An 18,026-nucleotide genomic window follows, 5' to 3' on the forward strand; every position below is an offset into this window, starting at 1 on the left:
CTCTTTTTCGACCATGGCAAGGATCGTTTTTCTGCTCACCTTGACCGGCGTTCTCCTGCTCGCGCTTTCGCCGGTGCGCTTCCTGCAGGAGTTGGACCTGGGCTTCACCTTCCACCACGACAAGCTCAACCACGCCGCGGCATTCGCGGTGCTGGCGGCGCTGGGAAGCCTCGGCTGGCCGGAACACAAGACGAGACTGGTCCTGCTCCTCGCCATCACCGGCGCGGCGATCGAGCTTCTTCAGGGCGCCCAACTGATCGCGCGCGATATGGATATCCTCGACTGGGTCGCCGACTGCGCCGGCATGGCCTGCGGACTGGCGGCAATGGGCGGCACAAGAAGGCTCATTGGCGGATTGCTGTAGCCCGTTGCCGCTCTCTGTCCGGAAAATCGCCGGCTGCGCCGGATAGGGCGGTGTCCGGCCGCGTAGCTAAGTTTCCCACCGACAGCACTGAACCCCTTCCAGCCTCGCTTGTGCGGGGCTTTTTTTATGGAGCAAGCCCTCATGTCCCGACCTGCAACTGCCGCCGTTCGTCTCCTGACCGGCGAACGCGAACCCGTGCGCCTCGCGACCACGGCCGACATCCTCCTGCATGGCCTGCAGGCGATCGACGGCGTGCCGGCCGAGGTCGGCGACCGCGTGCTGGTCAAGGACCAGGCCGACCCGACGCAAAACGGCATCTACACCGCGAGCGCAGGCGAATGGTTCCGCGCCGCCGATGCCCGCACTACGCGCACCCTGCAGAAGGGCACCACCGTCCATACCCAGATCGGATCGGTCAATGCCGGCCGCGTGTTCGAGTTCACGGCCGACGAGCCGGCCGTCGGCGCCGATGCCATCACCGTCGCCGCATCCGTTCCGCCCGACATCGCGGAGATGGTCGATGAGGTCGAAGCGCTGCGCGATGAAACCCAGGCGCTGAAGGATGCTGCCGAAGCCAGCGCCGGCCAGGCATCCGCGAGTGCTGCCGCTTCAGCAGCGAATGCCGGGCAAACCACAGCCGACCGGGCTGCGACTAATTCCGATGCCGTCGCGGCCGCGGCGGCCGTCATCAGCGCTCAGGCTGCACGCGACGCTTCGCTCTACGGCAAGGGCATTTTCCCGACGACTGCCGCGGCAATCGGCTTCGGCGTCGCCGGCAACGGTGCGATCACGCCAGGCTCGGGCGGCGCCAACGGCATGTTCGACCTGGCGTTTACCGGCGGCACCGGGTCGGGCGCTGCCGGCCGCTTCGTGGTGGCGGGCGGGGTGCTGACGCAGATACTGATCACGGCGCCGGGCTCCTACACAGTGGCGCCGACGTTCAGCTTTGCGGCGTCGGCAGGACTGGCCGGCGCCGCCGCCGCGGCGGTGCTGGGCAGGAATGTCGATGTCGGTGAGTATTTCTGGACCGAAGTTTCGACAGGTTCTTTGGGGTTGTTCAATGTTGGGGCCGGACCGGTAGCAGCTGATACGGGTGTCCGGGCGGCAACGGCTGCTCTCCTTTCGAGCGTCGATAGCCTAGCAATGATCGAAGGCCTTAGCGTTCCGACCGCCAGGCTAACAGAGGCGGCCGGATCAGTCAGCCCATCTATATATCGATCCTACTCTTTTGTGTCGGGCGACACGATCGAGCACATTGCCATTGCCAAAGCTGGAGAGCGAAGCATTCTGCAGCTTATCCACGCGGGGCCTGGTGCGGCCTATACAGCCAACTTCAATCTTGAGGAGGGTATCGTCTCAAGCAGTTCAGGCGCGAACCTCGTCAGCGCTGCCATCACAGATATTGGCTCCGGCTGGTACGAGTGCAAGGCTGTCGTCCTGGTTGCGGCAAATATTACGAACAATGTGCAGGCACGTATGTCGGCTGCTAGCGTTTTTCCGTTCACCGGCGATGGAACCAGCGGTATGTACATTCGCAGTGTCGTGCTTCGCAAGCAGGGCCTGCCGGCTAACCTGTTCCCGAGCAGCGACCCCGCCAACGCAGCCTTCACGAAGCAGAACGTGACGGTTACCACCACGGTCAGCCCTTATGAACCGGTGCTGATCTCCCTGCCTCCGCTTGTCGATGGCCTCGACGTGACCGTCAGAGGCCGAATGACGGCATCGAAGCTTGTCGAAATGGTCGGCTCTGGCAATCCTTCCGTTTATCAGGGCAGGTCCGTGGTCAATGGCGACAATATCGTCTGGAAAGTCACCGCCAAAAAGGGCGAACGCAATCGTCTCAATCTCTACTCCAACAACGCCGTCATCTTCGACTGCACCTTCAATCTCGACACCGGGACCGCGACCGGCACAGGTGCGAGCATCGTCGCTCTTGGCAACGGCTGGTACGAATGCACGGTTACGAAGACGGCAACAGCCACGGCCGCGACGAACTGGCAACAGCGTATTTTCCCGTCTGCTGGCGGTCACCCGTATGTCGGCGATGGTGTGTCTGGATTCTATGTCCAAAGGTCGGCTCTAAGCATCAATGGTGGGCCGAATGTCTTCTCGTCTTCGGAAAACCTCTCCAACTCGGCCTGGACCAAAAGCGCCGGCGTGACGGCAGTCGCCAATGGCGCTCTGTATCTTGGCCTATTGTCGGATCCGGCCAACATCGGCGGCGACCCATATGACGACGGCTCGGCCGCCCTGGTTGGCAAAAAATTGACCCTGATCGGCTCTAGCATTTCGGCCGGAGCCTACTACGTTCCCGTCCTCGTCGGTCTGACCGGTATGGTTCCTACCAATCTAGCGGTCAGTGGCTCGGCCTTGGGGCTGAGCACCACCGCCTATCCGAGCTACGGAATGTCCAATGCGATCGCCAACATTCCAGTCGACGCGGAGTTGGTAATCTTGGAGCCGGGCCCGAACGCCTTTGGCGCGCAGGAGACGCCCCTAGGCGCTCTCGGCGACACGACCTACGCCACTCACTATGGTTCGCTGTGGGCGGCCTGCGCCGCCATCCGAGCGCGCGCGCCGAATGCCAAGATCGTCATGATTGGTACCTACAGCGGCGGCCCTGGACACGCGACGCACCGGATAGGAAGAATAAACGGTCAAGGCAACACGCTGGTCCAGTTCATGAAGGCGGAGCGGGAGGTAGCCGATATGCTGTCCATACCGTTAATTGATGTAGGAGGCGAGAGCGGTATCGGCTACCTGACCTCGTTGGCTTACATGAGCGATGAGCTTCATCCGACTGCTGCCGGCAGCCTGCGGCACGGAACTTTCGATGCAGAGGAACTTCGTCGTCTCTCGCGCCGGGGCTTCTTCGGAGCCTAGACTGGAGTGATCCTGTGTGGCAGATGTTCGCGAATGCGCGTCTTCTCCACCGTTCTAGCTCTTCGCCGCCGCTTTTGGTCATGGATCGCCACTGGCGCCGCTAGGGAAAATGCCGTCATCGGGCCGCGCACGAAGTTTGGCGCCGGGGCGGAAATTTTCAATATCCGCGGGGACCGGTCTCGCGTCTCGATCGGCGCGGACAGCCATTTGGATGGGCATTTGCAGGTCTTTGCCCACGAGGGTCGGATCAAAATCGATGATTGGTTTTATCTTGGCCCAGGCTCGACGATTTGGTCGTCAGACCCGGTGGGGATCAAGATCGGCAAGCGAGTGCACGTCTCATGGGGCGTGGCGATCCACGACACCAATTCGCATCCGATGGACCCGCAGAAGCGTTTTGCTCAGATGCAAGCCATCTTTCGTGAGGGCCATCCGCGTGTCGACCCGGGCATTCGTTCGGCGCCGATCACTATTGGAGATGACGTGTGGATCGGCAATAGCGCTATGGTCATGAAGGGTGTCACCATCGGCGATCGGGCGATTATCTCGGCCGGGTCGATTGTTCGACACGACGTCCCGGCCGATTCGTTGGTGCGGCCAGCAGACCTAGTGAAGTGATGCCTTTGGCCGCGCTCATCAATGAGCGTCGTGCCATCGTATATGGCTACATGTCGATGCGGTTATCCAGCGTACATTTCTCGTCTCCGTTTCAGGTCGCTTCGACAAAAGGCATATGCTTGATACGCTCCCATTGATCCTTAGCGGTAGTTCCAGACCAGCGGTTGCGCAGGGTGCTCTCTCGATAGGACTGAGCCGGCTCCAATCCCGGCATGTCCGAACCGTTAGGTAAGAAGAACGCGTTCCCGCCGGCGGACGAGACGGCAACGAGCTTGTAGCCGTACTTCTTGCAGAGATTGGCCAGGGCGGTGATCGATGCACCGTGATACCAGCCGCTGTCGTGCTTGGCGGTGCGATCGAAAGCGTGATCATACGGCACTGTGATAGGATTGAGACCAAAACTGGCGTTGTACTCCGCCACAATGACGGCCGGCCGCACTGGCAGCAAGGCTTGCAGAAACCAGTAGTCGTTTCCATCGACATCGACGGAAAGCACTCCAAGTTGCGGAAAATGCGTGGCGAGACTTTCGATGTTGTTGAGATCAATGAAGCTCTGGCGCACTTCAATCCGCTTTGGAAGCAGCGAGCGCGCTAACCGCACGGTCGTTGCGTCGCCGTCGACGAGCAGACCCCTGAATTCACTAAGCCCAATGCAGTTGTATTCCGTCGGATGGAAACCAAATTCCAAGAACGTTTTCGGGCTTTGGCCAACAATCTGCGACAGGATCACACTTTCGTCTGATTGCGGAGACCCGGCAAGGCGAGCCTTTGCGAGGTGAAAATAATATCGGAGCGGACTTGAGCGAAGGAAAGCATGCATGCGCGATTGGACATTCATCAATGGATGACTCCTGATCGCCCGCCCGCGGCCAATTATTTGCGACAAGCGGCGACGGTTTGCAAGTTGCAAACACCCGCGCCCGCCAGTCTGGACGCCGTTTGAAAATCGCCGAAAAGACGTCGGAAGAATTGCTCTGCGAGGGCCGCTCGGGATGCTGTGCGCACCAACAATGGCACACCCGGCCGACCAAAAATTCCTACAGCTGGAGTTGTATTTCGGAATTGTCAGGGTTCATCGCTGACGCGGACCCGTCGCCGGCGGAGCCGCTACCGTCTGCTGTCCTGCGGCTTCTGGTGAGGTTCCTGGCGTTTCGACCACCAGATAAAATAAAGCGAACCCATCTTCATCACAGGCACGCGGCGGTCGCGTTCCCGGGCTCGCAACTCACGATAGGTCTTCATCTTCAGAGTGCCGCCAGGCAACCTGATACGCACCGCCATCGGTCCAACTCCCGTTGTGCAACGCAGCAATTTTCGTGCAATGCGGTAAGTAGAGACCTTCCGTCACGGAAGAGTCAACAGCAGCCTCATCAACTTATCTTGCGAGCTCGCCTGCGGAGGCTGAGCGGGCTTCCCAGGCGCATGCCAGGTCGGAAGAATTGGGACGTTCACCGTGGCGACTGGTCGTCAATGAGTCGCTGGCGGTTCGACCACCAGGTGAAATAAACCCGGCCGATCTTGACGACAGGTATGCGGCGGGCGCGTTCGCGATCGCGCAATTCGCGGTACACTTTCACCTTCAGCGTGCCGCCTAGCATTCTGATACGTACTGCCATCGGCCCCCGCCTGATTGTGCAATGCAGCATCAAAACCTTCCGTGGCGGAAGAGTCAACGCCTGTCCGCTGACTTTTTCTGGGATTTGTCGAGCGGTCTCGGAAGTTTGGCGCGCACGGCGGTTCCTGATCCGGCACCGAGGCATCAGTGCCGGGTCGGGATCGTCGGGTGCCCGGGCTATTTCCTGGGCGAGGACTTGTTGGGCGACGATCGGCGATCGGACATGCCGCTCGGCCACCAGATGACGAAATAATTGCCGACCTGCCAAACCGGCACCTCGCGCTTCTGCTCGCGCCGCCGCAGCTCGTCCCTTTTCTTGATCTTCAAAGTCCCGCCTGGAAGCCTGATTCTTATCGTCACGTGTCCTCCCGTACCCGCTACAGGTACGAACGATAGACGGGAACGGTTTCATCCCGGCTAAGCAATTTCATCCAGGTCGAGCAATTTCGGGCGCGGTGGACGCAGGAACCGGGACCGGAGCGAGATCGCCGGAACCGGCTTCATTTGAAGAAATCCGCAATGCCGTTGATGGCCAGCACCGCGTAGACGATCGGTCCGGCGATAAACGCACAATAGAGGCAGAGGATCGCCGCCAGCACCAGCAGCAGCGGCTTGTCGCGACCGACGGCGCGGAGTTCGGACTTCACCGTCCAGCGCGCCGCAGCGGTTTGTTCGTCATCAGACATGTGCACCATCCCGCGGCCATTTCACATGGCGGGTCGAAAACATCAACCTTGCTTGCCACATCGGCGCGCGCTGCCGCCCAATTCTGCTCTGCCGCCACGCACGTGCCGTTTCAAGCTCAAAACTCTGCCCGCGAGGGCGGAAAGGAAACCTATGGACCGTTTGTTCAAGGGCGCCGCCAGGCGCCTCGATGATATGGACTTGCCGAAACTCGGCGCCCGGATCGGCGTCGGCGAGGACGAGATGCACGCGTTCCTCGATGTTGAAACGAGCGGGCACGGCTTCGACGCCCTTGGCCGGCCGGTCATCCTGTTCGAGCCGCACGTCTTCTATCGCAACCTGTCGGGTGCCAAGCGGGCAAGAGCGGTAGCCGCTGGCCTCGCCTATTCGAAGTGGGGCGAGAAGCCCTATCCCAGGGATGGCTACCCACGGCTCAAGGCAGCTTGTGCGATCGACGAAACCGCGGCGCTCAAATCCGCGTCATGGGGTCTTGGCCAGGTTCTCGGCGAAAACCACGCCGCCGCCGGGTTCGCGACAGTGCAGGCCATGGTGGAAGCCATGATGGCCGACGAGGAAGCCCAGCTTGAGGCCGCGTTCAACTTCATCAAGACGAACAAGCTCGACGACAATCTGCGCAACCATGACTGGGCAGGCTTCGCCAAGGGCTACAACGGCGCCGGCTATCGCAAGAACGCCTACGATACCAGGCTCGCAGAGGCCTATCGCAAATGGTCGCGCATCAAGGACACGCCTTGGCCGTCTGCCGGCCCGCTGTCGTCGGCGGTCGTCCCTGCAACTCCGCCAGAGCCAGCCAGCCCAATTCCCGTTCCACAAGCGGCCGCCACGCACGCGCCTCCTGGGCCTCCTGTGCCTGCCGCCAAGCCCGGCTTCTGGGCAGCGCTGATCGCCACCATCCTCAAATTATCAGCAATCCTCAAACTATTCGGAAGGAAATGACATGTGGACCCGGATCAAGAGCTTCTTCCGCGACAGCGAAACAATTGTCTGGGCGCGGCTTCAGGCGGCTATCGGCATCATCGCGAGCATCGTCACCTATGTCGACCCGCAGGTTCTTTCGCCGGTCATCCCAGGGGAATGGTTCCCCTGGTTTCTTGTGATCAACGGCGGCTTGACCGAGTTCCTGCGCCGCCGCCGCGCCGAGGATTTGTGATGACCGCGCTCCTCGCCATTCTCAGCACCATCATCGGCAACAAGGTCGTCATGACGGTATTCGCTGCTGTGGCCGGCGGCATCGGCCTTTACATTGCAGGCGGCTTCAACCGGGCGAAGAAGGAGGCGGTCAAACAGGTCGAGGCAAAAATCGCGGCCGCCGAGGACCGCCTCGAAATGAACCGCGAGGCTTCCGCCGAAGGGCGGAAGGCCGCCGGCATGATCGATGCGGCAGCAAGAGCGGAGGCTGAGAAATGGGCAAGGCGCTGATCCTCTGCCTGGTGCTGGCCGGCTGCACGACAACCGCGCCGGCCGGCAATCCGCGGCAAGTCTGGTGCGACCAAAGTCAGCCACGCCGGCCATCCGCCCCGGTCGTCGCCGCCATGACCCGGCCCGAGCTCGACGAGATGAACGCCTTCAACGGGCAGGGCGCCAGATGGTGCGGGTGGACGCCATGATGCATGAGCTGCTCGACGTTCTGGGCATCAAGGCGCCGGTATTGGTCGCCGGCCTGTCCGGCGGCATTTTGCGGGCCTTGTCACGTCACCGCTACAAGGTCCGCGAAATGGTGGCCTCGCCGATCTGCGGCGCGCTGGCGGCGGCCTATCTGACGCTGCCGGTCGTGCATTATTTCCGCGCCGCCGGCCTGCCCTTTCCTTCGCCGGACGACGACACCACGACGCTGGCCGCGGCCTTTCTGATTGGCGTATCGGCGATGTGGATCTCGGATATCGTCTTCGAAATGATCGTGCGCCGGTTCGGGCCGGTGAAGGAGGAGTAAGCCGCCCAAGCCTGACTAAGAGTGACGTTCAGTTGAAGCCCGCCGCGCCGAAAGGTGCGGCGGGCTTTTGCATTTTTCCTGGCAATCTGTACGATCTTTTCTTTGCGAGGGCGGCTCGATCCGGCGCTTGCGAAACCAAGATGCGCGTTAGGCTTCACGGGAGATGGTCTCATGCTTGGCAGAGTCCTGACACAAGCGGCAGTCCTTACAGCCGGGGCGCTTCTGTTTGCCGCGACGGCCGACGCCCGGCCGGACAGCCGCGCGATGACATGCGAACAGACGCAGCTTCTGATCCAGAGGCATCGCTCGGTGGTGCTGACCACCGGCCAGAACACCTACGACCGTTACGTCCGCCAATTCGGCAATGAATGCGACTGGCCGCAAGTGCCGCGCTCCGCGTATATCAAGACGCGTGATGGTCAATGTCTGGTCTATCGCTGCCAGGAGCCGGTCTTCGACCTCCCGAATTGAAAGCAGAGGCTCATCCGACCGTCTACCCGGATAGCGAGCGCAGTGCGAAAGGCAGTCGCTCATTCCTCGTCGAAAGGACCACCTTCGCGTGCGAGATCGCGTGAAATAACGCGTTCCTCAGTATCGTCCGGCAAGGCCTCGTCGCTGTCCTGGTAGGCGTTGTCGTCGTCCTCCTCCGGCAGTTCGCCGTCTTTCTCGACGTCGTAACGGATGTCGCCGTTTTGCGGCACGCCGTCTGGGAGAATTTTCCCGCTCCGGATGGCATCCCAGTCCTGCTGCTGGATCGTCGGGCTCTCGGTCTCGTCGTCGGTTCGTTCTTTCCTGCGCGGTTCCATCGCTGGTTCTCCATAATGTCGGCGGCCCTGAACTGGCTCAGTGGTTGAACTCATAAGTCTGGCGGCCGGTTCCGGGCCGCTGCGGTCCGGGCGCATTGCCGCACGACGGAACCAATCGCGCCTGCCCGCCTTCACATTCAGAAGATACTGGCGCGAAAGGAGCTCGACATGAGACCGCTCATTTTCTTGCCGTATATGCTAGGTGCGCTGCTGGCGGCGCCGGCGGCCGCGCAGCCGGGCGAACAGGCGCAATCCGACCGCTGCAAGGTTGAGCCGCAGGATCAGAAGAACCAGCAGCAGAAGCCGGCCGGCAGCAATTTGTCCGACACGCTCGAGCCATGCGGTGGGGTCCTGAAGCCGCCGCCAACGGGCGATCAGGGCATGGCGGCGCCACCGCCGAACGAGGGCAAGACCCCGGTGCTCAAGCCCGGCGAGGTGCCGCCACAACCGCCAAAGCAGTAGCCGCTTCATTTGCGGCCACAGGGGCTTGCCCATGGGCGGTAACGTCGCGCTGTACCGGCAGGTTTGTTGCCCTCTCTCAGGAACATTAGCTTGTCCTAAACGTTGTTTCAGACGCAGCCGATATCATCCCCCTCCGGTGTCGCTGCTGATCGGGAAACCGATCGGCCCGCGTCTTGCGACGCGGGCCACCGTAGCTCATTTGCAGTTCATTCGCCGCACCGCGCGGGCACTTCACCGCCATTCGATTAGCCGCCACTTACGGAACAACAAGGTGGCGTGGGCGTTTGCCTAGAGGGTTCGCCGCTTCGACCGGAAAGCCGCGTCGCAACTGTAAGGGCGAGGCCCGTAACAACAGGAGTAGACGATGAAAATCCACCTTGTTCCTGCTGCGGCGGGATTGGTGTTGCTCGCCGGCGTCGGCGTGGCCACCGCGGACCAGGTGATTGTCACGCCCGAACAGCAGACGGTCATCCGCGAATACGTCCATAAGCACCCGTTGGCGTCGATCAATCTTCTGGGCGTGGAGCTCAATATCGGTTCCACGGTGCCAGATACGGTCGAGCTGCAACCGATCGATGTTCCCGACGTGAAGTACAGATACGTCGTCGTCGGCAATCGCACCGTGCTCGTCGACCCAGGCACCCGCAAGATCGTGCACGTCATCGAGTGATCGGCGTTCCAAACCGCGAACCGGATTTGGAAAGGTCACGGTCTAAATTATCGAATAAGAGCTCCATCCCGAGCGATCGGGATGGAGCCGCTGTCGTCGCGAAACAAGGAAAGGAGCCATTCCCATGCTGCCGCATGTCGAGCGGGCCAACGTGGCCGCCGCCGTCGACAAACTGCTTGCTGAACGAGGCGATGGGCTGCTGTCGATGAAGGCGGCGATTGCACTGTTGCGCGAACGCACCGGAACCGAGCGCTCGGACGCCGACCTTGAAGGGCTGATCATCAAGAAGGCGGCGCTCCTCGGCGTCGCCGTCCTGTGTGACAGAGAGGTTCAATGACGGTGTTGCCTGGGGATCAAGACGCCGGTCGAAATTTCAGCTAGAACAAAGTTGCTTACGCATAAACCGACGGAGGCAACGGTGAGGGACAGACAGGAACGGATTCGCCAGCGTGCACACGCGATCTGGGAACGGGCAGGCAGGCCCGACGGGGCGCATCAGCAACATTGGGATCAGGCTACCGCCGAAATCGACGCAGAAATCGCCACGAAAGAGAAGACCGCCAGCCGGCCGAAGCCATCACCACGTCAGCCTAAGACGGCGCCCGCCGCCAAGGAGGAAACCAAATCCAAGGCGTGACCACGCAAAGCGTGAACTCGAGCGGATTTGATTCCATCGCTGGATCTCGCGGTTCGGCGCTTTGTACTTTCGTCCGCGGTCGGCAGCAGAGACAGTCCAGACAGGTCAAAAATGACGCAGCACGGTGAAGCAAACCCGCGCAGAGCGGATCTTATCGGCCCATTGTTCTATTGCCGAGGGGTCGGTTTGATGTTGTGGTTTGCAGATTAGGAATTCGCCTTTTCGGCCGCCGACCCGTTGCGATGTTCGTCTGTTGCGGCGCCGACCAGCTGACTCTCGCATCGCTTCAAACTTTCGGAAAATTTCAATATAAATTTCACGCGGCTGTTCTTTGAAAATACACCATGGGACCAGCAAGTTGATCGGCAAAGAAACCGATCTTCTTCCTTGCACTTAGGGCGTAATGCAACCGGCGAGTTCGCGGGTTGCTCAGCGAAACTACAGCAGGGAGAATGTTATGACCATCAACATCAAAACAATCACCGGTGCAGTGGCAGGCAGCGTAGGGCTTTTCATGCTCTCGATGCCCGTGAATGCAGCGGACGGAATTGCCGTTGGTGTTGGAACATCCATCGGCGGCAACGGCGGCATCAAAGCCGGCCTCGGCGCGACGGTTGGCGGTCGCGGCGGCATCAACGCCGGTGCCGGCGCAACGGTCGGGGGCAGCGGCGGCATCAAGGCAGGCCTCGGTGCCTTGGTGGGCGGCAGCGGCATTAACACCGGTGCCGGCGCAACGGTTGGGGGTTCGAGCGGCATTGCCGCGGGCGCCGGCGCGTCGGTCGGGGGCAGAAGCGGCATCAACGCTGGTGCCGGCGCAACGGTTGGCGGTTCGAGCGGCATTGCCGCCGACGCGGGGGTAGGTATCGGCTGCGGCGTTGGGGCTGGCGCGGGGGTCGGGGTCGGCAGCGGCATCAATGTCGGCGCCGGTGTCGGGATCGGTGGTACCAATCCGAGCAATCCGTCCAACCCGGGCAGCCCGCCCAATCCCAGCAATCCCAACTTGCCCCAGGTCGTTGCCGACATGTCGGGCGACAAGTTGGCCAGGATGAAGAAGCGCTGCGTCGACGTGCTGAGTAGCGAAGGCACTTACGATAGCGATCTGCGCCAATTGTGCCTGCTTATCGCGCGCCGCTAAGGCGAATACATCGGATGAAATGTCGGACCGGGCCGAAAGGCCTTCGTCCACCAGACCTCCAGCAGTCCAAAGCCCGCCATTGCGGCGGGCTTTTTTGCCGAGCACGTGGCGGCAGCATGGCTGGGCTCACAAGAGCACGCGCTTCAATGTGTTTGACGGCCAAGATCCGGCGAAACGGCCACCCCGCCTTCCAGGGCGTCCCAGCCCAATGCGGGGCTGCTTTGCATCAGCTGAGTGCACGCAAACTCCGCCAGATCGGCTTCCGCGAAGCCGTCGAACTCGATAGCTGCGCCTTGGAGCTGGGCTGCCTGCATGACGAGCCATTCGATGTCTTCGCGCGCAATATTCTCGGCGAGGTTTTGCAGTCGCACGGCTTCGGCGACAGCAGTCAGATTGATGGCAATCCCGGACCGCAATGTAGCTCGAATTCGGGAACCGACGTCTTCGTGCAGGCGAACCGAAAATCCGTAGCGCATGGAAAACCTTCCTTTCAGGGGCGGTTTGTCCCTCGTGTTCTACCATGCGCCCAGGGCTCGTGATTGGCAAGCGAAGACCCTTGAAAAATCGCTTCGTGTCAAATAGTTAGCGTATTTTGTTGATTGCCCATTTGATGCTTGATCCGCTTCATCGGACTTCTGCATGAGTCACACATCTGAAGGTCTTGACGTACTCTGCTCACGTACCTAATTCTACACAAAATCAGGAACATACTAACTCAGCTGCGCTTAGGCTGGTATGACTGGAGGCCGAGATGTCCGAACTGGAACGCCCGGAACGACTGCAGATCATGCTGACTGTCGATGAACTGGCGGCGTTGGAGAACTGGCGCTTCGAAAAGCACATGCCGAGCCGGTCGGCCGCGGTACGTGAGCTTTTGAGGCGAGGTCTCACAGCCGATGGTTTCCTGACGGCGGCGCATGGGACCAAGTCGCGCGACTTCGGCATCCTGCCGCATTCTGCAGATGGCGACCGCAGCACGGCCGACCGACCGTCGCAGAAGGAATAGCGCCGTTTCCGCCGTGGATCGCCCGCTCTCCGACCGTGCTTCGCGTCTCTCTCGCTTTGCGATGAGCTGTGAACGTCTGGTCTGCTGATCGCCGCGAAGTAGAAGAGATCCGAAGCTCTGTCTTGCCAGACGCTCCGCAATCAGGGAGTGCTTGATCGGCATAGTGCGGGCTCGGGAATTTGCCGATGACGCTGGAATTGACGGCCGGCGACCAGTCGATGCTGCATGGCGAGCAAGGCTCGGCAGCGGCTGCCGCCATGAAGATCCTGGTCGCCTTCGCGAAGGCGGTCGGCGCGCGCAAGTTGTTGAATATTGCCGGTGCCCATATCGACGGCTGCCTCTATCACGGCCAGGCTAGCCTCGATTTCGTCGAAAGGCTGATCGAGGGCGGCGGCCGCGTTCGGGTGCCGACGACGCTGAATGTCGGTTCGTTCGACCTCATCCATCCCGGATTGGTGAAGATGCCGATGTCGCAAGAAGCGCCGGCGCGTCGCTTGATGATGGCGCATCTGGACCTCGGCTGCCAGGCGACCTTCACCTGCGCACCCTATCAGACTCGATTCCGGCCAAGGTTCGGCGAGCAGATCGCCTGGGGTGAGTCCAACGCCATCGTCTTTGCCAATTCGGTGATCGGGGCGCGAACCAACCGTTATGGCGATTTCATCGATTTATGCTGCGCAATGACCGGACGCGCGCCGGCCTGGGGGCTGCATCTGAGTGAAAATCGACGAGGCCAGATCCTGTTCGAGCTGACTGGCGGTCTCGAGCCCAGCGACGCCCTGTTCGTGGGTGTCGGACTACTTGTCGGGCAAAAGAGCGGCGACCGCATTCCTGTCATATCAGGCCTGCCGCAGCCGCGCGACGAGGACCAACTGAAGGCGCTGGGGGCGGCGGCGGCAACGACGGGCGCTGTGGCGCTGTTTCATGCGGTCGGCATTACGCCGGAGGCGACGACGCTGGATGAGGCGTTGCACGGCCTGGTGCCGGAGGAAAAAATCCGGATCTCTAGCGCTGATGTCCGCCATGCGCTGGCCAGGCTGTCGAGCGTCCCCGACGGCGTGCAGCTTGCAGCCGTGTCGTTAGGCACGCCGCATTTCTCCCATGAAGAGTGGATGCGCCTGTTGCCGCTGCTGCGCGAAGTTGCGCCGGGCAGGGGCGTCCCGATCTATGTCAACACAGGGCGTGCCACGCTGACGCGACTGGAGGACGAAGGCGCACTGGCCGGCATGGAAGCCTTCGGCCTTGTCCCGGTCACCGACACCTGCACCTATGTCACGTCGATCCTCGAGCGTCTCGACGGCGTGGTGATGACCAATTCCGGCAAATGGGCGCATTACGCACCTGGCAATATCGGTGTCTCGGTGGCCTTCGGTGACATGGAAGACTGCGTCCGCTCGGCCGCGGCCGGCCGCGTCGTGCGAGGCGCGCCATGAAGGCGCCGGCCAGAACCGGTACATTCCACCTTGCCGGCTCCGCACAGGGCCCGGCGCTGGTGCTTTCGCAGGCGCTCAGCTTCTGGGGCGGGATCGATGTCGAAACGGGCGACATCATCGACCATTCGCATCCGGACCTGGGCGGCAATATCGCCGGCAGGATCCTGGTGATGCCGAGCGGGCGGGGGTCGTCGTCCTCGTCTTCGGTTCTGGCCGAAGCGATTCGCAGAGGGACGGGGCCGGCCGGCATTATCCTGGAGCGGCCGGACCCGATCCTTGCCATCGGCGCCATCGTTGCCGAATTCCTCTACGAAATCAGCATGCCGCTGGTCGTCTGCGACATATCAGGCATTGCCTCCGGCGACCGGATCGCTATCGGTCTGGGCGAAGATGCGCAAGCGATGGTGAGCAAGCTCTAGCCGGCCATCGTCCCGCCGCGCCCCGCCGCCAGGTCGACGCTGAAATCGAGATTGGCGTGGCCGTTGATGCGCCAGTTGGCAAAGACGTTGACCAGATCGAAGCCGTCATCGACGAGCGTCGGTTCGTCCGGTTTGCTGCGGTTGGTGCGCGTGATCTTGCCAACGCTGAGATATTGCGCGCCAACGGTAAGCTGGTCTTCCAGCATCCAGAAGCCGACGGTCGCCGCGAGCGGTCGAGCGGCGTGTTGTTCAGCGGCTGGCCGGAATAGAGCGCGCCCGCAAGATTCACGAAACCCCAGCCACTCACCTGGGTTCAGATCTCCGGGATGCTCTCCCTGAAGATCACTTGCAGCCTCGGCTGGTGCAGTTCGTAAGGCAAGCCCTTGACCGCGTGGATCAAGGTGTTGAGCGCCTCGCGGGCCTCGACGCGCGGGTTCTGGTCGATGACCGCGTCGAGCGTGCCGTCGAGCAAGAGCTCCTTGGTGCCTTCCGTCACCTCATGGCCGAGAAAGACCGTCGACAGCGCGCGCCCGCGTTCCTTCAGCGCGCGGGCGATGCCGGTGTTGCCAGCGCCGACATTGTAGACGGCGGCCAGGTCCGGGTGCCGGTCCAGCAGGGCGGAGGCCTCAGAGTAGGCTTTTTCCCGATCGTCGAGCATTTCGCGCATCTCGACGATCTGCAGATTGGGCGATTCTTCCGTCAGTATGTGGCGGAAGCCCATCTCGCGCTCTTCGTGGCCGCGGTAGGAGAGCGAACCGGCGAACAGCGCGACCTTGCCCGGACGCTCTGCGCCCATGAAGCGGTTGAGCAGGTAGCCGGCGAGCCGGCCGGCGGCGCGGTTGTCGATGCCGATATAGGCAACCCTCGGCACATGCAGGATGTCGGAAGCGAGGGTAACCACCTTGACGCCGCTGGCCGAAAGCGAGCGGATCGCCTCGCGCACCGTCGGATGGTCGAGCGCGATCACACCAACGCCTTGCGTCTGCCCGTGCAGTTCCTGCAGCAGACGGGCGAGCCGATCCGGATTGAAGCCTTCGATAGTGGCGACGCGGACGTCGAGGTCAGGCCGCGACTGCGCCTGCGCCTCGATCTGGCGGTGCAGCATCTTGATGAAGGAATTGGTGCCGGCGGGCAGGGCGAAATCGAGCCGTATGATCTCACCGCGCAGCGCGTTGAGCGAGCTCGGATTATTTGAATTTTCAGCGATATAGCCAAGCCGCTGTGCCGTTTCGAGCACGACCTCGCGAGTGCGCGCCCTGACCCCGGCGCGGTTGTTGAGCACACGGTCGACCGTAGCGGCGGAAACGCCGGCTTCCCGAGCTATGTCTGTCAGGGTGGACCGCACTGTCGATCACCTCATTCCAAAATGTGCCAAAGGCGCATCGAGATTACGCATTTCATAGGTCCGATGTCGAAGAGCGGCCGCATCGCCGCTCGCGATTCTGATGGGAAATGATGTAACCGGCCTTGGCCGATCCGCAAGTCGCTGCGCTAGATCAATTCCGAAGCGGACCAAAGCGGCGAGGTGGGCAGGCCTGGTTCCCTCAAATTCAAGCACCGGCTTCGGTGTGAGAGCCTTGATGAACGCCATTTTCCTCTCCCTTGAGATATTATGATGTGTCTTGATTATTTATGATGTTGACAGCCTTCGTGTGGTGCCGTCAATATCCATCATAAGGGCCGTGGAGGAACAAGGCCCTGAGGGAGGAGTTCCAATGTCGAATTTGATCCGCGTGTCGCGGCGCCGTTTGCTGGCGTCCGGTGGAAAGGCGGCAGTGCTTGTTGCCGCCGCAGGTATCGCGCCGAAATTCATTCGCCCAAGCCGTGCCTATGCGGCCGATGCCCTGGCGCCCGGCATGATCGGTGGCCCGACCGGCTTCGACGGCTCGGAGCGCTATCAGTATGGCGCCGACACACCCGAGGGCCGCGCCATCGAGGCAGCCAAGGCGATGAAGGGCGCCGGCAAGGCGCCGACGAAGATCGTGCTCGGCCTGTCCGACGGTTCGATCGGCCAACTGACGCAGCCGTTTCCGGCGGGCGCGCCGTCGATCAAGGATCTATGGGAGAAGGAAACCGGTATTCCGCTCGAGATCGTCGGTGTGCCCAACGGCCAGGAATTCACCAAGACGATGCAGGACATCTCCACCAAGGGTGGAGCCTACGACATCTACGCGGTCGAATGGAACCGTCTTGGCGACCTCGCCGAAACCGGCGGCATCCTCAAGCTCGACGACTTCGTTGCACAATATAAGCCGGAATGGGACGATCCCGAGCGTGGCTACGTCAACGGCGCCAAGGGCGTCTCGCTGCTCAACCAGTATCGCGGCTCGACCTACGGCGTGTCGCTGGATGGCGATTTCCAGACCTGGGTCTACCGCACCGATCTGTTCGGCGACGCAGCCGAGAAGAAGGCCTTCTCCGACAAATACGGGTATGAACTGGCGGCGCCGAAGACGTGGAAGCAGCATGACGAGATCGCAGCCTTCTTCCAGCGCCCGGACAAGGGCCTGTTCGGCTCGACCGATCTGCGCAACCAGGGCTGGGGCTACACCAACTGGTATCAGCGTTATGTCTCAATGGCTTCGCCCAATCAGTTTTTGTTCGACGATGCCGGCAAGCCGCTGATCAATTCGGAGCAAGGTATCGCGGCGACCAACGAGTACATTGCTTCGCTTTCGCACCATTCGCCGGATGCGATCTCCTGGGGTTGGCCGGAGCAGTACGGCAATTTCGCCAAGGGCGGTGCGGCCATGACCTGTGCCTTCTCCAACCTGCCGAAATTCCTCGACAATGCCGGCAACAAGGATTCAGCTGTCACTGGAAAGATCGGCTCGATGCTGCCGCCCGGCCGCGAGATCGACGGAAAACTGGTCAGCCGTTCGGTGCTGTGGCTCAATCTGTCGGCGTCGGTGTCCTCGCAAGCCAAGAATCCGGAAGCCTGCTACCTGTTCCTGCAGTGGCTGGGTTCAAGTCGCATCTACGCCTGGATGACCGCTAATCCGGGCGGCTATTTCGATCCGTTCCGGCTGTCGGATTTCTCCGATCCGCTGGTTCGCCAGACCTATCACGCCTATCACATGGACGTGGTGCGCGAGACGGTCGCCCGCACCGTGCCCACCATCAACTATCCCGGCGCCACCGCCTTCCACAACGCGCTGGACGAGAGCCTCGTCGCCGCGTTGACCAAGGCCAAGACAGCCGAGCAGGCGATGGCCGACACCGAGGCCGAGTGGAAGAAGATTGCCCGCCGGACCGGCGAGGAGAAGCTTCTCGAAGCCATCAAGACCAACAAGGAGGCCTGGCCGACCGTCCTCGATCCGATCGCCTGATCCTTCCAAGGATC

At 61.6% G+C, this 18,026-nt stretch carries 28 protein-coding genes; 18 read left to right on the forward strand and 10 right to left on the reverse strand.

Annotation, left to right across the window (positions count from 1 at the left end):
- Positions 1-13 precede the first annotated feature (13 nt).
- The 3 genes from NKI63_RS22770 to NKI63_RS22780 all read left to right on the forward strand — a co-directional run bounded on the left by NKI63_RS22770 (position 14) and on the right by NKI63_RS22780 (position 3,865).
- On the forward strand, positions 14-364 hold the full coding sequence (locus NKI63_RS22770) for a hypothetical protein (protein ID WP_254820487.1): 351 nt from the start codon (positions 14-16) through the stop codon (positions 362-364).
- 141 nt (positions 365-505) lie between these two features.
- Positions 506-3,247 (forward strand): SGNH/GDSL hydrolase family protein, encoded by a 2,742-nt coding sequence (locus NKI63_RS22775; protein WP_352752325.1) that lies wholly within the window; start codon positions 506-508, stop codon positions 3,245-3,247.
- Positions 3,248-3,280: 33 nt separating this feature from the next.
- Positions 3,281-3,865 carry an acyltransferase gene (locus tag NKI63_RS22780; RefSeq protein WP_352505485.1) on the forward strand — a complete coding sequence of 195 codons (585 nt, stop codon included), beginning with the start codon at positions 3,281-3,283 and terminating at the stop codon, positions 3,863-3,865.
- Positions 3,866-3,956: 91 nt separating this feature from the next.
- Here NKI63_RS22780 and NKI63_RS22785 read toward each other — a convergent pair whose 3' ends face one another.
- From NKI63_RS22785 to NKI63_RS22805, 5 genes are all read right to left on the reverse strand, one after another.
- Positions 3,957-4,703, reverse strand: a complete 747-nt coding sequence (locus tag NKI63_RS22785; protein WP_352475728.1) for a hypothetical protein — start codon at positions 4,701-4,703, stop codon at positions 3,957-3,959.
- 269 nt (positions 4,704-4,972) lie between these two features.
- Positions 4,973-5,146 (reverse strand): hypothetical protein, encoded by a 174-nt coding sequence (locus NKI63_RS22790; RefSeq protein ID WP_352505486.1) that lies wholly within the window; start codon positions 5,144-5,146, stop codon positions 4,973-4,975.
- A gap of 167 nt (positions 5,147-5,313) precedes the next feature.
- Positions 5,314-5,481 (reverse strand): hypothetical protein, encoded by a 168-nt coding sequence (locus NKI63_RS22795; protein ID WP_352505487.1) that lies wholly within the window; start codon positions 5,479-5,481, stop codon positions 5,314-5,316.
- Positions 5,482-5,657: 176 nt separating this feature from the next.
- Positions 5,658-5,807: a hypothetical protein gene (locus tag NKI63_RS22800; RefSeq protein ID WP_352505488.1), complete on the reverse strand. Its 150-nt coding sequence runs from the start codon at positions 5,805-5,807 to the stop codon at positions 5,658-5,660.
- A 173-nt stretch (positions 5,808-5,980) separates the two neighbouring features.
- Complete coding sequence (locus NKI63_RS22805) at positions 5,981-6,166, reverse strand: hypothetical protein (protein WP_254820493.1); 186 nt, start codon at positions 6,164-6,166, stop codon at positions 5,981-5,983.
- Positions 6,167-6,317: 151 nt separating this feature from the next.
- Between NKI63_RS22805 and NKI63_RS22810 the strand changes: the two genes are divergently transcribed.
- From NKI63_RS22810 to NKI63_RS22835, 6 genes are all read left to right on the forward strand, one after another.
- Positions 6,318-7,121 (forward strand): N-acetylmuramidase family protein, encoded by an 804-nt coding sequence (locus tag NKI63_RS22810; protein WP_352505489.1) that lies wholly within the window; start codon positions 6,318-6,320, stop codon positions 7,119-7,121.
- 1 nt (position 7,122) lies between these two features.
- Positions 7,123-7,335 carry a hypothetical protein gene (locus tag NKI63_RS22815; protein WP_352823368.1) on the forward strand — a complete coding sequence of 71 codons (213 nt, stop codon included), beginning with the start codon at positions 7,123-7,125 and terminating at the stop codon, positions 7,333-7,335.
- Positions 7,335-7,604 (forward strand): hypothetical protein, encoded by a 270-nt coding sequence (locus tag NKI63_RS22820; protein ID WP_352505491.1) that lies wholly within the window; start codon positions 7,335-7,337, stop codon positions 7,602-7,604. The genes NKI63_RS22815 and NKI63_RS22820 overlap by 1 nt, the downstream gene beginning before the upstream one ends.
- Positions 7,589-7,792: a hypothetical protein gene (locus NKI63_RS22825; protein WP_254820497.1), complete on the forward strand. Its 204-nt coding sequence runs from the start codon at positions 7,589-7,591 to the stop codon at positions 7,790-7,792. Before NKI63_RS22820 ends, NKI63_RS22825 begins: the two co-directional genes overlap by 16 nt.
- Positions 7,792-8,115 carry a hypothetical protein gene (locus NKI63_RS22830; protein WP_352505661.1) on the forward strand — a complete coding sequence of 108 codons (324 nt, stop codon included), beginning with the start codon at positions 7,792-7,794 and terminating at the stop codon, positions 8,113-8,115. The genes NKI63_RS22825 and NKI63_RS22830 overlap by 1 nt, the downstream gene beginning before the upstream one ends.
- A 171-nt stretch (positions 8,116-8,286) precedes the next feature.
- Positions 8,287-8,586 carry a hypothetical protein gene (locus NKI63_RS22835; protein ID WP_254820498.1) on the forward strand — a complete coding sequence of 100 codons (300 nt, stop codon included), beginning with the start codon at positions 8,287-8,289 and terminating at the stop codon, positions 8,584-8,586.
- A gap of 59 nt (positions 8,587-8,645) precedes the next feature.
- On the opposite strand, the gene NKI63_RS22840 is transcribed toward NKI63_RS22835, so the two are convergent.
- Complete coding sequence (locus NKI63_RS22840; RefSeq protein WP_352505492.1) at positions 8,646-8,921, reverse strand: hypothetical protein; 276 nt, start codon at positions 8,919-8,921, stop codon at positions 8,646-8,648.
- Between the two features lie 168 nt (positions 8,922-9,089).
- Between NKI63_RS22840 and NKI63_RS22845 the strand changes: the two genes are divergently transcribed.
- The 5 genes from NKI63_RS22845 (at position 9,090) to NKI63_RS22865 (ending at position 11,825) form a co-directional block, all read left to right on the forward strand.
- Complete coding sequence (locus NKI63_RS22845) at positions 9,090-9,383, forward strand: hypothetical protein (RefSeq protein WP_352505493.1); 294 nt, start codon at positions 9,090-9,092, stop codon at positions 9,381-9,383.
- A 364-nt stretch (positions 9,384-9,747) separates the two neighbouring features.
- Entirely contained in the window at positions 9,748-10,053 is a 306-nt protein-coding gene (locus NKI63_RS22850; RefSeq protein WP_352475486.1) for a DUF1236 domain-containing protein, read from the forward strand.
- A gap of 124 nt (positions 10,054-10,177) precedes the next feature.
- On the forward strand, positions 10,178-10,390 hold the full coding sequence (locus tag NKI63_RS22855; RefSeq protein WP_254820502.1) for a hypothetical protein: 213 nt from the start codon (positions 10,178-10,180) through the stop codon (positions 10,388-10,390).
- 81 nt (positions 10,391-10,471) lie between these two features.
- Positions 10,472-10,690 carry a DUF2934 domain-containing protein gene (locus NKI63_RS22860; protein ID WP_352505494.1) on the forward strand — a complete coding sequence of 73 codons (219 nt, stop codon included), beginning with the start codon at positions 10,472-10,474 and terminating at the stop codon, positions 10,688-10,690.
- Positions 10,691-11,147: 457 nt separating this feature from the next.
- Complete coding sequence (locus tag NKI63_RS22865) at positions 11,148-11,825, forward strand: hypothetical protein (RefSeq protein ID WP_352823374.1); 678 nt, start codon at positions 11,148-11,150, stop codon at positions 11,823-11,825.
- Positions 11,826-11,968: 143 nt separating this feature from the next.
- On the opposite strand, the gene NKI63_RS22870 is transcribed toward NKI63_RS22865, so the two are convergent.
- Complete coding sequence (locus NKI63_RS22870) at positions 11,969-12,301, reverse strand: hypothetical protein (RefSeq protein WP_352505496.1); 333 nt, start codon at positions 12,299-12,301, stop codon at positions 11,969-11,971.
- A 275-nt stretch (positions 12,302-12,576) separates the two neighbouring features.
- Between NKI63_RS22870 and NKI63_RS22875 the strand changes: the two genes are divergently transcribed.
- From NKI63_RS22875 to NKI63_RS22885, 3 genes are all read left to right on the forward strand, one after another.
- Positions 12,577-12,831, forward strand: a complete 255-nt coding sequence (locus NKI63_RS22875) for a hypothetical protein (RefSeq protein WP_352505497.1) — start codon at positions 12,577-12,579, stop codon at positions 12,829-12,831.
- 185 nt (positions 12,832-13,016) lie between these two features.
- Positions 13,017-14,264, forward strand: coding sequence for an aconitase X (locus NKI63_RS22880; RefSeq protein ID WP_352505498.1), 1,248 nt, complete (start codon positions 13,017-13,019; stop codon positions 14,262-14,264).
- A complete protein-coding gene (locus tag NKI63_RS22885) occupies positions 14,261-14,683 on the forward strand; it encodes an aconitase X swivel domain-containing protein (protein ID WP_352505499.1) in 423 nt (140 codons plus the stop codon). Before NKI63_RS22880 ends, NKI63_RS22885 begins: the two co-directional genes overlap by 4 nt.
- Here the strand turns inward: NKI63_RS22885 and NKI63_RS22890 are convergent.
- The 3 genes from NKI63_RS22890 to NKI63_RS22900 all read right to left on the reverse strand — a co-directional run bounded on the left by NKI63_RS22890 (position 14,680) and on the right by NKI63_RS22900 (position 16,274).
- Positions 14,680-14,889 carry a hypothetical protein gene (locus NKI63_RS22890; RefSeq protein ID WP_352752319.1) on the reverse strand — a complete coding sequence of 70 codons (210 nt, stop codon included), beginning with the start codon at positions 14,887-14,889 and terminating at the stop codon, positions 14,680-14,682. The genes NKI63_RS22885 and NKI63_RS22890 overlap by 4 nt on opposite strands.
- Before the next feature lie 107 nt (positions 14,890-14,996).
- On the reverse strand, positions 14,997-16,028 hold the full coding sequence (locus NKI63_RS22895) for a LacI family DNA-binding transcriptional regulator (protein WP_352505501.1): 1,032 nt from the start codon (positions 16,026-16,028) through the stop codon (positions 14,997-14,999).
- Positions 16,029-16,034: 6 nt separating this feature from the next.
- The gene (locus tag NKI63_RS22900; RefSeq protein ID WP_352505502.1) at positions 16,035-16,274 is read right to left on the reverse strand and encodes a hypothetical protein; all 240 of its coding nucleotides are present in this window, start codon (positions 16,272-16,274) and stop codon (positions 16,035-16,037) included.
- A 124-nt stretch (positions 16,275-16,398) separates the two neighbouring features.
- On the opposite strand from NKI63_RS22900, the gene NKI63_RS22905 reads away from it, so the two are divergent.
- Entirely contained in the window at positions 16,399-18,012 is a 1,614-nt protein-coding gene (locus NKI63_RS22905; protein WP_352823380.1) for an extracellular solute-binding protein, read from the forward strand.
- Positions 18,013-18,026: the final 14 nt, after the last annotated feature.

This window comes from Mesorhizobium sp. M0410 (genome assembly GCF_040321435.1).
Taxonomy (GTDB): Bacteria; Pseudomonadota; Alphaproteobacteria; order Rhizobiales; family Rhizobiaceae; genus Mesorhizobium.